At 52.8% G+C, this 13,100-nt stretch carries 10 protein-coding genes; 6 read left to right on the plus strand and 4 right to left on the minus strand.

Going from position 1 to position 13,100, the window contains the following annotated elements:
- Window positions 1-88 precede the first annotated feature (88 nt).
- Together ACGG9J_RS00890 and ACGG9J_RS00895 are read left to right on the plus strand one after the other, a co-directional pair.
- Entirely contained in the window at window positions 89-1,462 is a 1,374-nt protein-coding gene (locus ACGG9J_RS00890; RefSeq protein ID WP_390132774.1) for an NAD-dependent succinate-semialdehyde dehydrogenase, read from the plus strand.
- 142 nt (window positions 1,463-1,604) lie between these two features.
- Window positions 1,605-2,000: a DUF3017 domain-containing protein gene (locus tag ACGG9J_RS00895; RefSeq protein WP_390132776.1), complete on the plus strand. Its 396-nt coding sequence runs from the start codon at window positions 1,605-1,607 to the stop codon at window positions 1,998-2,000.
- A 14-nt stretch (window positions 2,001-2,014) separates the two neighbouring features.
- On the opposite strand, the gene ACGG9J_RS00900 is transcribed toward ACGG9J_RS00895, so the two are convergent.
- The gene (locus ACGG9J_RS00900) at window positions 2,015-3,250 is read right to left on the minus strand and encodes an MIP/aquaporin family protein (protein WP_390132778.1); all 1,236 of its coding nucleotides are present in this window, start codon (window positions 3,248-3,250) and stop codon (window positions 2,015-2,017) included.
- A 170-nt stretch (window positions 3,251-3,420) separates the two neighbouring features.
- Between ACGG9J_RS00900 and ACGG9J_RS00905 the strand changes: the two genes are divergently transcribed.
- Together ACGG9J_RS00905 and der are read left to right on the plus strand one after the other, a co-directional pair.
- On the plus strand, window positions 3,421-4,194 hold the full coding sequence (locus ACGG9J_RS00905) for a pseudouridine synthase (RefSeq protein WP_024627734.1): 774 nt from the start codon (window positions 3,421-3,423) through the stop codon (window positions 4,192-4,194).
- Window positions 4,191-6,299: a bifunctional cytidylate kinase/GTPase Der gene (gene der / locus ACGG9J_RS00910; RefSeq protein WP_390132780.1), complete on the plus strand. Its 2,109-nt coding sequence runs from the start codon at window positions 4,191-4,193 to the stop codon at window positions 6,297-6,299. Before ACGG9J_RS00905 ends, der begins: the two co-directional genes overlap by 4 nt.
- A 1,075-nt stretch (window positions 6,300-7,374) precedes the next feature.
- Here the strand turns inward: der and ACGG9J_RS00915 are convergent.
- Window positions 7,375-9,393 (minus strand): hypothetical protein, encoded by a 2,019-nt coding sequence (locus ACGG9J_RS00915; RefSeq protein WP_390132781.1) that lies wholly within the window; start codon window positions 9,391-9,393, stop codon window positions 7,375-7,377.
- 119 nt (window positions 9,394-9,512) lie between these two features.
- Here ACGG9J_RS00915 and ACGG9J_RS00920 point away from each other — a divergent pair, with 119 nt between their 5' ends.
- A complete protein-coding gene (locus tag ACGG9J_RS00920) occupies window positions 9,513-10,862 on the plus strand; it encodes an ApeA N-terminal domain 1-containing protein (protein WP_390132783.1) in 1,350 nt (449 codons plus the stop codon).
- Between the two features lie 197 nt (window positions 10,863-11,059).
- Here ACGG9J_RS00920 and ACGG9J_RS00925 read toward each other — a convergent pair whose 3' ends face one another.
- Both ACGG9J_RS00925 and ACGG9J_RS00930 read right to left on the minus strand, forming a co-directional pair.
- Window positions 11,060-11,788 (minus strand): SdpI family protein, encoded by a 729-nt coding sequence (locus tag ACGG9J_RS00925; RefSeq protein WP_390132785.1) that lies wholly within the window; start codon window positions 11,786-11,788, stop codon window positions 11,060-11,062.
- A 10-nt stretch (window positions 11,789-11,798) separates the two neighbouring features.
- On the minus strand, window positions 11,799-12,137 hold the full coding sequence (locus tag ACGG9J_RS00930) for a metalloregulator ArsR/SmtB family transcription factor (RefSeq protein ID WP_024627731.1): 339 nt from the start codon (window positions 12,135-12,137) through the stop codon (window positions 11,799-11,801).
- 284 nt (window positions 12,138-12,421) lie between these two features.
- On the opposite strand from ACGG9J_RS00930, the gene ACGG9J_RS00935 reads away from it, so the two are divergent.
- Window positions 12,422-13,096 (plus strand): HAD family hydrolase, encoded by a 675-nt coding sequence (locus tag ACGG9J_RS00935; protein WP_390132787.1) that lies wholly within the window; start codon window positions 12,422-12,424, stop codon window positions 13,094-13,096.
- Window positions 13,097-13,100 lie beyond the last annotated feature (4 nt).

Consider the following 13,100-nt stretch of genomic DNA (forward strand, 5'->3'; position numbering starts at 1 on the left):
CTTGACCGCGGGGTCCAATGCGGTGATATGCTGAATGGACTGACCAGCGATGATGCTGACTGGAAGTCAATAAATCGAAGGAGATATTGTGACCTACCAGACTGTTAATCCTTTTACCAACGAACTGATCAAGACCTATCCGGATGCCACCGATGAAGACCTGGAGAATGCCCTATCCCTTGGCCATGGCCTCTACAAGACTTGGCGCAAACTGGATGGTCCAGGCGACCGTCCCGCACAACTGCGTCAGGTGGCCAAACTCTTCCGTCAGGACGAGGAAGCCCTGGCAGCCAACCTGACCAGAGACATGGGCAAGCTAGCGGGCGAAGCTCGCGCCGAGGTGGAGCTTTGCGCAGATATCGCCGACTACTTCGCCGACCACGCCGAGGAGCTGCTGGCTCCCGTCCCCTTGGACAACCCAGCTGGCAAGGCCTACTACGTCAAGCAAGCCACCGGCATCGTGTTCATGGTGGAGCCTTGGAACTTCCCCTACTACCAGATCATGCGCGTGTTCGCCCCCAACTTCATTCTGGGCAACCCCATGATCCTCAAGCACGCCTCTAACGTGCCAGGCTCGGCTGTAGCCTTCCAGGAGACTGTGACCAAGGCAGGAGCCCCCGAAGGGAGCCTGACCAATCTTTTCGTCAACTATGACCAGGTGGATCGTGCCATCGCCGATCCCCGCGTCTCAGGGGTGGCTCTGACCGGGTCAGAGCGCGGCGGCGCCTCCGTGGCCAAGTCAGCAGGAGCCAACCTGAAGAAGTCCTCCATGGAGCTGGGAGGCAACGACGTCTTCGTCATCCTGGATGACGCTGACTGGGATCTCCTGAAGAAGGTGGCCCCAGGTGCCAGGCTGACGAACGCCGGACAGGTCTGCACCTCCTCCAAGCGCTTCATCATCATGGAGGATCGCTACGATGACTTCGTCTCGCTCATGGTCGATGCATTCTCACATGCGGTTCTGGGCGATCCCAACAGCCCTGACACAACGCTGGCCCCCATGTGCATGGTCTCCGCCCGTGACAACCTGGCCAAGCAGGTCGAAAAGGCTGTGGCCGCAGGAGCCAGGGTTGCCTACGGCAACAAGCCCTACGATTCGCCTGGAGCCTTCTTCACCCCGACGATTCTGACGAACATCGACCGCCACAATCCCGTCTACAACCAGGAGATGTTTGGCCCCGTGGCCTCCATTTACAAGGTGGCCAACGAGGATGAGGCCATTGAGCTGGCCAACGACTCCAGCTATGGTCTCGGTGGCGTTGTTTTCTCCCAAGACTCTGAACATGCAGATGCCCTGGCCCGTCGCATCGAGACCGGCATGACCTTCATCAACGGCGGATGGGTGACCATGCCCGAGCTGCCCTTCGGCGGCGTCAAGAACTCCGGCTACGGCCGTGAGCTCTACAGCCTGGGCTTTGACACCTTCGCCAACGAGCATCTGATATTCGACCACAGCAACTAAAGCGAGTGCTCCGACTCCTTGTTAAAAGAACGACCGTGCCATCATCGACCAAAAGCGATGGTGGCACGGTCGCTTTGCATCGGCAGCGCTGGTAGGCTCGAATCGGCAGAGCAAGCGCAGCGGCAGATGGAGGTCATCAGGAATGCAGCAACCGGGGAGCATGGCTGACGCAGATAAGGCTGTTAGCCAGGACGAGCCTGATTCCAACACCTTGAGTCCTGCCCTAAGGCCCCCACAGCCGCCCAAGACATCCGGTCGAGGCCATCCTTTCGTATCAGAAGCTCAGGAGGGTCGTCCTATCTGCGAAGGCGTCATCTTTCTGGTGGTACTGATAGCCGCGCTTGTGGCCTTCTGCGGCTACACCTGGGCCGCGACCGGACTGGTGTCCGTCGCGGCCCTGGTTTGTGGCGCACTCCGTCTGATTCTTAAGGATCGCAGTCCTTGGAAAGTGCGGTCAGTGCCTTTCGATACCTTCATCAGCATCAGCCTAGGCATTGGCCTTCTGGTCACTTACACCAGTATTCAACTGATGCTGTGATCCCGTCAGTATGGTCAGTCCTCCGTGGGATTGCCAGTGGACGTATCATTCACATCCTCCTTTTCGGAAGCTGTGCGCAGAGGCTCGACCTGCGGATCAGGAATGGTTCCTGCATCGACCGGTTCAACATCATCCTGAGCTGCACCGGCATCGGGTAGAACCGATTGGTCGACGGCCTGAGCCATGGTGTCTGCAGAGGGGACAGCATCAGCAGCGGGGTACTGAACCGGAGCAGGAGAGGCCAGGGCTGATTGATCCTGAACCTGTACACCTGCGGCTGCAAAGGCATTATCCTGTGCATTCGGACCCGCCTGAACCTGGACACCAATAGGAGCAAAGGCAGTCTGTGCTTCTATGTCTGACTGTGAGCCTGGCTGAGCATCAATAGCGGCACCCGTGGCACGCATAGCCATATTGTCAGTGACGATGCTGGTCATGATGATGACCAAGGCCACCAGGGAGGCAGCCAGCAGGGGGCAGATCCAGAAGAGCCAGAGCTGTGAAATCGGGCTGACGGCCATATGCTTGGACTGCGCGAAGATGGCGATGCCAGTCGACCGAGCAGGGTTCAGTCCCGAGCAGGTGATGGGGTAGGTGACCAGCACGCCGACGCCATAGGCCAGCCCGGTATAGAGAGCATGGTTGCGACGGGCGCGGCCGTCGGAGCGCAGGGTGGTGATGGCTGCAGCCACCACGATCATGCAACCGATCAGTTCAACTATAATGGCCATAGGCGCTCCGAAGTCGATGTGCTGCTGGCCCAGGGTGGCTGCAGCGGGCGAACCCTCTGAGAAACCGTTGACCGAGAACATGAGCCAGGTCCTGTCCGGCACGGACTTACTGACCGGAATAAGAGCCACTGCGATCGCACCAGCACCAATAGCGCCGAGCACCTGGGCGACGATGTAGATCAGCCCGTCCACGATGCCGATTTGCGAGGTGAACATGGCGGCCACGGTCACGGCGGGGTTGAAGTGCCCGCCGGAGACGCCGCCCAGCACGGCTGTCACAACCAGGTAGGCCAAGGCGGTTCCCAGAACCGGCAGCACCACACTGGGCTGCCCCATGACAAGCTGACCGAAGCTGTAGGAAAGGTAGATGACCGCGCAGATCAGGAAAGTGCCTGCCAACTCTGCAGCCGCCCGAATCCAACGAACATCACGAGGCCTGATCCTCCTGCGGACGGGCTTTACGGCAACCTGCCCGTCGGTCTGTTCAAAGACCGGCTCAGCATTTGCTCCCATAGTCATGTTCCCCACTTTGCAATCCCTCCGACGACGATAAACAAGAACAGCTCCTAGCCTAGGCCATACCAGCAACACTTCCCTAGGCTCCGATATAGTATAATGTGACTTTTCGGCGGCTGCAGCCGCCCAGAAAGTCATCCGTTACATTTCTATCAGGCCACGTTGGGAGAACGATGCCACATCCATATACACAGGCGATCAGAGCGCGCGAACAGGGGGAGGAAGGCATCCGCCTCCAAAAGGTGCTGGCCCAGGCCGGATTCGGCTCTCGTCGCAAATGCGAGCAGATCATCACCCAGGGCAGGGTCGAGGTCGACGGCGAGCTGGTCACCACCTTGGGCAGCCGGGTGGACCCATCCCACCAGCAGATCCGCGTTGATGGATCCCGCATCCATCTGAACGACAAGCATGTCACCCTTGCACTGAACAAGCCCCGTAAGGTCCTTTCGACCATGGACGACCCCAAGGGCCGGTTCACCCTGCGCGACATCATCGGGGACCGCTACGAGCGGGTCTTCCACATGGGCAGGCTGGACTATGACTCCGAGGGCCTGATCCTCATGACCGACGACGGGGAGCTGGCCCAGCACGTCATGCACCCGCGCTACGAGGTGGAGAAGACCTATATCGCCACGCTCAGCGGCCACATTGGCGGCAATGTCTGCCGGCGGCTGGTCACCCAGGGCGTGGAGCTGGATGACGGCCTGATCCGCCTGGACCATTGCGCCATCATCGACCACAACCGCGAGCACACCATCGTCAAGGTGGTTCTGCATTCGGGCAAGAACCGGATAGTCCGGCGCATCTTCGGTGCCATCGGCTACCCAGTGACCCGGTTGGTGCGTACTCAGATCGGCCCCATCCGGCTGGGCGAGATTCGTCCTGGCTCCTATCGGGTGCTCTCCGCCGCCGAGATCAAGGCCTTGGATAAGGAGGTCGGACTGTGATCACCGTCGCCATCGATGGCCCTGCGGGAGTGGGCAAGTCCTCCACCTCACGGGCCCTGGCCAAGCATTTCGGCCTAGCCTACCTGGACACGGGCGCCATGTACCGGGCGGTCACCCTATGGTGCATGGACCGCGGGCTGGACCTGGACGCGGACCAGCCCGACCAGGAGGCGATCACCGAGGCCGTGGCCGAATCCATCACCGGTGGCCACCTGGTCATGGGACTCGACCCCGAACATCCCACTGTCAGCCTGGACGGTCGTGACGTGGATGAAGAGATACGCTCTACCCGGGTCTCCGAGCATGTTTCCGTGGTCTCTTCGATTCCAGCTGTGCGACATGTCCTCATCGCCGCCCAGCGAGCCATTATGGCCGACCAGGAGCGCGGCGTGGTGGCCGAGGGACGGGACATCACCACCGTGGTGGCCCCGGATGCCCAGGTCCGTGTGCTGCTGACAGCCCGTGAGGAGGTCCGCCAGGCCCGCCGAAGCGGCCAGGTCCAGGCCGGGTCAGCCGGCGCCGAGGATCTGGCTGCCCGGGATGCCCGGGATTCCAAGGTCACCTCTTTCATGAGCGCCGCCGACGGGGTAACCACCGTGGACAACTCCGATCTGACCTTCGAGCAGACCCTGCAGGTCCTGATCGATCTGGTCTCCTCGGCCATGGAGGAGGACTCCTACGACGAGTACGCCCGGAACCTGGACGACTATGAGCTGGATGAAGAAGACCGCGCCCTGTTGGAGGGCGGCTCCGAGAACCAGGGTGACCAGGATCAAGGCCCCAAGGCCGTAGGCGTGCTGGCCGTGGTGGGAAGGCCCAACGTGGGCAAGTCCACCCTGGTCAACAGAATTCTCGGCCGCCGTGCTGCCGTAGTCGAAGACACCCCTGGCGTGACCCGGGATCGTGTCAGCTACGAGGCCGAATGGGCCGGCACCCAATTCAAGCTGGTGGACACCGGCGGCTGGGAGAGTGATGTGGAGGGCATCGAATCCGCCATCGCCTCCCAGGCACAGGTCGCCGTATCCCTGGCCGATGCCGTCATTCTGGTCGTGGATGGCCAGGTGGGGCTGACCGCCAGCGACGAGCGGATCGTCACCATGCTGCGGGCCGCCGGTAAGCCGGTCGTCCTGGCCGTCAACAAACTGGATGACCGTATGGCCGACTACACCGCCTCCGAATTCTGGAAGCTGGGCCTGGGCGAACCCTATGCCATCTCCGCCATGCATGGCCGGGGGATAGGTGACCTGCTGGACGCCGCGCTGGAACAACTCGGCAAGGCTGAGAAGACCTCGGGCATCCTCACCCCGGAGGGCCTGCGCCGGGTGGCCCTGGTCGGGCGGCCCAACGTGGGCAAGTCCTCCCTGCTCAACCAGCTGGCCCACGAGGAGCGGGCCGTGGTCCACGATGTAGCGGGCACCACCCGTGACCCGGTCGACGAGGTGGTACAGGTGGACGGCGAGGACTGGCTCTTCATCGACACCGCCGGCATCAAGCGTCGCCTGCACAAGATCTCGGGTGCCGAGTACTACTCCAGTCTGCGCACCCAGGCGGCCATCGAACGCTCGGAACTGGCGCTGATTCTCTTCGATGCCTCCCAGCCCATCGCCGATCAGGATTTGAAGGTCATGAGCCAGGCTGTGGATGCCGGCCGGGCCATCGTCCTGGTCTTCAACAAGTGGGATCTGCTGGACGACTTCGGCCGGCAGCGTCTCGAGCGGCTCTGGCAGACCGAGTTCGACCGAGTCACCTGGGCCGAGCGGGTCAACCTGTCTGCCAAGACCGGCTGGCACACCAACCGGCTGGCCAAGGCCATGCGCACAGCTCTGGAATCATGGGACAAGCGCATACCGACCGGCAAACTCAACTCCTTCCTGGGCAAGGTTCAGGCTGCACACCCGCATCCTTTGCGAGGCGGCAAGCAACCGAGAATCCTCTTCGCCACCCAGGCATCGACCAGGCCTCCGCGTTTCGTGATCTTCGCCACCGGCTTCCTGGAGCACGGCTACCGCCGCTATCTGGAACGCTGCCTGCGCGAGGAGTTCGGCTTCGAGGGCACTCCCATCCAGATATCCGTGCATATCCGCGAAAAGAAGAAACGCAAGTAAACCTCTACTGAGTACGAACATTAACGAAAAGATCCCCAGTCCGGCTCGTTTGTCAGGCTGGGGATCTTTCCCTAGTTACATTAGTGGACCAATTGCTACTCATCAAAGCCCGAGAACTTTATTCTTTCGCGGAATTGGACTGGGTTCTAAAACGACTGTAGCAAATGAGTATAGTTATGCAGATATAGATAAAAATGTCTGATCCTTGTACATAATGAGCATCCCAATTCAATAAATTCTACCAGTCTACGCACAAGACCAGCCCCCGCAACTATGTACAGATAACAAACATTGATCGACCTGATTTGAATATTCGGACTCTATATCGTCCTCAGAAGGAATAGTTCCCAGGACAGAGAAGTCGGCTCTCAGTATCGAAATGACCGGGCTGGCGGATTGTTAAACAGAGTATTGGGATGGAGCTGCGGAAGATCCCTGATGAGCTCGTTTGCTGGCCTAATGAAAACTCATGAGCCTAAATTGAATATCAGGACAATAAGTCCATCAGGTCTTTGCAGTTCTCCTGCATGGTGCTGAAGCTCAATAGTTTGCTTAGGGGCTGTGTTGCCTAGGAAGAAATCCTACAGAGCATCTGAAAATTATAGGGGTAATAAGTATTATTCGTCATCCCATTAATTGGCATTCTGTAGGGGCAAATGACCGTTTGAATAATCATCTGCGAACGAAAGTGGCTCCAAAAGATACTGAAACGAAAGGTCTTCATAAAGATAATTTAGATGTGCATCAGCCAACCGGGCAGCATTTTCACATTCTTGACAATATTCTTGCGCATTATCATGCCTAGTCTAAGAGTTAATCCTCGTATCTCGTCAGGAGTAGCACCCTTATAAATGTTTGATGTCCTTCCTTAGCTTCTCGCAGGACAGTTCACCTTCAACATCCTGTGAGCATGCAGTAATCGAAAACGAATCATAACCAAGGAGATGGTTAGACAAACCAAGCGGCACGACAGGTGTGAACTAGTAGACTCACGGATCAACTGCAATTACTTAAAAATAACTCATCTAATTACTCAGCAGAATGAACAGAACAGGTGCACTATCAATAACAACTTTCAAGAGCGTATCTGCGTTAAATGCTCAACACTCAAATCCTTCGCATTGAGGAGAATCACGAACCAATTACCTCTTCTTGCTCGATCATTATTTACAATTTGATTCAAAATAGCCAGACCTTTACGCTTTGTGTCGCTCTTACCGCGTAGTACCAGAGACAGGCCATAACCTTCTCCATATTGTATCGTTACACAATGTGATCTCCCTGACCGAATGCTGTCCTTTTCCATGACAGCAATCATCTCATTAATACGCTCAATCAGCTCATTCTGGAATAAGAGCAATTCTCTTCCAAACACTAATTCTTCTTCTGTACGAGGTTTCGAAAATCTCTTGACTAAAGCTTCGAATCCACCTTTGGCATTTTTTATTCTAGACAATATACCCGATGGAGTTTCCTGTTGATTGATGAGATGAAGCCTTCTCGCAGTCATGGCTGCGTCAACTGCTACACTCCAGTCACCATCAACGTAGTAGTTAAAATCACCTTGATTCTCATCAAGTTGAGCGAATCCATCGGATAAGTAGAAACCGAGTACGTTTATCTCACTTTGTGACAACAACTTTCTTCCATAATTGCATCTTTTATCTAAATAATCGATAAGAAGTATAGGCATTTGCAGCATTTCAGCAAGAACATCTATAAAAAAGATGTCAGTGATGACTTGTTCAGCCATTTTGTTAGATATCGATTCAGGAATTGCAACCGATTCTAAATATTCATTGCTTTGTATAGCCAAAGAAGGGTATTGATCAGATACAACGCATATTGGGTAAATGAACTTGTATTCTCTTGAAATACTCAGATCTCTTTTATTCCCGTCCTTAACCGATATTTTCCCATTACACAGATCTCGTGCGCATCTGATGTTCTGTACATATGCGTCGTTTACTGCTTCTTTGAAATCTTTCCGCGCCGCCGATTCATCGCCCTGTTGTGCTTTTTGTGTCATTCTCTTCGACTTGCATTGTACAATGATTGCTCTATCAGCGACTACACCCATAACATCGATTTCACTTGATAGGTTTTTGCCATTCCACAGATTAACGTTACGATAAACATTCTCCTTACCCAAGAGCGAGACAAAGCGCTGGTAAACAAAGGTCTCAGTAAAATCGCCACGATGACTGGCCGCCTTACTCGCATAAGTTGAATCCTTGAGCATGGCATAGTAAGGCGACTCATATGAAGCTTTACATAAAACCTCAGGCAAGAAAAGATACTTCTTTCCTTCAATCTTTACTATAGGCCTAGCTGAAAGGCAGTTGAAATCTGAGAACTGGTGCATGGGATCGAGAGGAAGCTGGTCACAGGTAAAGAAGGCCACAACTCGGTCAATAATTTCCTTGTCTAATATGTTTTCAGCTAACAAATGTTCTAAAGATTTTGATATATCGAATGCGGCGAGTAGCTTCTCACCGGATTTAACGCGAGAACTCAAGAAAAGTGGGATGCTTCCCACAATGCAGGAAACAACGATTACCATTTCTTCTGCGGTAAAACCGAGATTGTCATGCATCCATTTGTCATCTTGCTTATATTTCATTTTTGCGAAGGCTGGATACTGGAAAGGATAAGCAACCTCCTCCGGATAAAGTGACATTTCTTCTAAATCGACAGGTCCAAAAACCGCTTGTCCGAGCTCATTATTTTGGTGATAATTTATAATCGCGTCTTTCGATGATTGACGCATTTGTTGCCTATATTCCTCATGGATTTCGTCTAGAATTTGTTCGGCCATATCAGCTTGTTTCTCTGCTTTTGCGAAGTTATGACTTATAGAGGTATTTAAAGTGTTTTCACAGAGGAAATGCAGCAACAGGAGTAATTCAGCTACATTTAGATTTTCCTTCTTCTTAAATTTACTCAGATTCTTTTCGTATGAAGCTGAATCCTTAGAAGCCTCTTTGACGAAAACATGCCGCATCACCAATTTTATGTAAGCATCAAGGAAACCATTTTCCTTACACAACATTTGCAGCTTTTTAAAAGGAGTAAATTCATCATTTTGTTTCATCTTGCACTGTTCTCCTCTTTAAAGAAGGCCGACGCGGTATCCTTTGTCTAAGTGTTTTCTATATTAGAAGTAATATCTGCAGCTGGTTACGGTCTAATTAGAATTGCGAGTAATTAAGAATGGCACATGACAATGTTCTTTTACCGGGAGTAATTAGAACGGGAATCCTCGTCAGTGACAACCCCCTATTCCCTGACATAAAAGTGCCAATACGCGTCACAGAAGCTGGAATAGAGATCACTATATCGTGGAAAGACGAAGATCCTATTTCTCGCTTATGGTCTGATGGTGTGGCTTATGGGGACGATCTTGATAAGAGCCGATACTTATATGAAGTACCTAGAAATCTATGGTTTTACGATGTTGACGGCAGTGTCGCTTTGTTGGATTGCCGCACAGCAGACATGTCTCGAAGAATAGGGGGATATGGTGGAGGAAGGGGGTTAATAATAGCAGACCGTGCCGTCATGGGAGCTAAATTACTTACTAATTATCAACAAATATACGGGTTGCGAACTTCAATTGTGGGTTTACGAAGATGGGTCGGGGAAACTAGCATCAAAACATCAAGTACACGAGACAAGGATTCTCGGTACATATCCGAGTCGCTTAACTTGAAAAGTCCCGATGATATACGTCTTGAAAAAAGACCTCTTGGGTACATTCATTTTAGTTGGTCAATCTCTCCTAAGGATGACATCTATACGATAGAGGACAAGGCATATGTAGAGACCAGATCATCCGAACCACTATCTTGGCAAAGTGCGCAACACTTGCATAGAGCCATACAGGATTTGCTTCGCATTTCATATGGAGAGAATCGCGATTTAACCGAATCGTTAGTTCTTCGTTCGTCAAATCCTATAGTTACTTCAAACAACGAAATCGCTACCGAAGAGTGGTTGCCAATAACAAGTGGGATTCAGGAACTTCATAAACCGAAATATAATCGATGCTTGATTCCTTATGAAGGGTTGAATAAGGACAGCATACGAAAATGGCTTTCATTGTACGATCAAATACCACGAGCAATTGACCCAATTATAACTTCATTTACACTAGACAAAGCCACATCTGAAGTCAGGTTACTAGAGGTAGGTTCTGGCCTAGAAGCCTTAGGCTACTATCTGTTGAAAGCCGATGGCAAGAACAAAAAGGATGCCAGCAATGTTAGTTTCAAAAACAGATTGAAACTAATAACTGAAAATCTTGAGGACATCCTTCCTTTTAACGTCGACGACTGGATACAGCAAACCACCTCGGCCTATAACGGAATAAAACATGCCAATAGGAAGAGACCAGACATGATAGCGTGTTTAAATTCCTGGCAAAAAGCAGTTCTCACCTTCAGATGTTGGATAGCACTCAACCTTGGGATTGATAAAGATATTTTAAAGAGTCGTGCGGAACTGGATCACATGCGAGGTGGATATAAATTACTTTGGGATAAGAACAAAGACCAGGAATGAGCATCAAACGAATCTATATCTAACTTTGCCTTCTCGACTAGACGGCCTTGTCTGCAAATCCTTGTAGAAAGAACTGTGTTTCTGGTGTTGTATTTAGGGGACCTCCAAATCCTTCCAAAAGATTCAGATAGTCCCCATTACGTATATGCAGATCTGTTATTCGCAGTCTCCTTCAAACCACTCATTGCATATAAGCACTAGCGGTGGTACACGGGTCCGCCCTGCCCGGCATACTTTCTGCCAGCGTATGAACCATAGGCACATATGAGTACAAGGACGATTGCCAGAGCGGTTCCACAGGTCCAATAGAGCCTGACTCCGCTATAAGCCAAGGCAGACAGGATCATGACCACGCCCAGAATCATGAAGAGTACCCCGCCAAACTGCTGACAACGGCGCCAAGCCTCGCGGCTGGCGTAGACACCTGGCACTCGAAAACCGCTGATGCCGTTGGGTCTGGTTTTAGGAGCAAGATTGCCGATGACTATGAGAGTCAGACCAGTCAATAGCATGGCAACCTTATCAATGCCGAAATCCGTCGGCCACCAGCCCCAATGAGGATCAGCGGAAGCTAATTCGAACAGATCTAAAACCGCAAGAATAATCTGCATGCATAGACCACCAAGCAGAAAAACGGTCAAGGTATGCCCCACTTCATCACCACGTTTAATCAAATATGCGCGCAGGACGAGCATGAGGATGGTCCAAATCAGCGCAATGACCAGACAGAAGCAGGGCATCCAAACCAGCATCTGGGGAGAGCCCCAGCGGTCCACCTGGTTCTGTGCATTCCAATGAAGCGGGACGTTTTCATTCGGCAGACGATTGACCACTATGCTGCTTACGCCCAGCATGATTATCCCCGGCAACCACTGAGCCGCGACAAGGGTCGGGACGAACCGACCCACTTTGCTGCCATCCGCCATGAGAATCTCCTTATGACTCAGAAACTGCCGTCGAACCAGTTTCCTTGCTCACAGTCTGCGGCTCAGACACACTTCTCTTGTCGCTGGCGCTGGTCCGCAGGCGGTAGAGCCACTGAATAGTGCTGTCCAAAACGCTCAGATTGAGTTCGTAGATGACCCTGGTGCCCTGCTTGTGGCCGACAATCAGGTCTGCTTCTTTCAACTTCCGCAGATGATAGGACAGCTTGGACGGGGTCATTCCCAGCTTTTCGGCCAGACGTCCAGCCTCCATGCCGCCCTGCTCCAAAAGATCCAGCACACGACGACGCAGGGGATCAGCCAGAGCCGCTGTTGTTTCTTGAATAGCCATAAGTCTCCTTTTTCGATGAATTTCTCTAGTATTTGCATGCTAACATTGTTTCAACCAATATTGTATATTTTCTTCAACTTTTATGCGTTTTTCACTCACTGAGCGCAAAATAATTGGCAATCGCTCGGATTAATGGCTTATGTAGCAACATTAAACTGTTGAACATACCTACTTTTCTGAGGCCAAGGCTGATTGGCGAGAACATTGACTCAAAACCGGTGAGGCAGACCCAATCTGAGGTCATGCTACTATAAATAACTTCGGCGAATAGGAGAACTTGCTGTATGGGCGAAAATGGAATAAAAGTCAACATTGGCAAGGCCGCCATCTTCGATCTCGACGGCACACTTCTGGATTCTATGGGAGTCTGGAAGGAAATCGACCAACGATTCTTCGCTCGCCGCAACATCCCCATGCCGGACGATTACGCATCTGTGGTGGCCTCCATGCAGACCGGTGCCATCGCCAGATACACCATCGACCGCTTCCACCTTGACGAGCGCCCAGAAGATCTTGTGGAGGAGTGGAACGAGGACGCGCTCCTGCTCTACGCCACAGCTGTGCAGCCCAAACCACATGCACTCGATTACCTGCAAGCGCTAAAAGCCAGCGGTGCCGCCCTGGCTGTGGCAACCAGCCTCCCTCCGCGCCTGCGACAGGCTGCTCTGAAGCACGCTGGGATGACCGATTGTTTCGATCAAGTCTGCAGCGTGGATGATGCCAAAAGCATCGGCAAGGAGGAACCGGAAATCTACCTGTTGGCTTCACGGATGCTGGGCGTCGCGCCCGACCACTGCACGGTGTTCGAGGATCTTCTGGTCGCCGTCGATTCCGCCAAGCGCGCTGGGATGAAGGTCTGGGCCATGTACGACCAGTCTTCGGCCAAGGATTGGGATGCCATTCGCTCTGAAGCCAATGGCGCTATCACTGACTTCGCCCAGGCGCCTGCCATTCTCTGACTCG

This window comes from Bifidobacterium apicola, from assembly GCF_042846865.1.
Taxonomy (GTDB): domain Bacteria; phylum Actinomycetota; class Actinomycetes; order Actinomycetales; family Bifidobacteriaceae; genus Bombiscardovia; species Bombiscardovia apicola.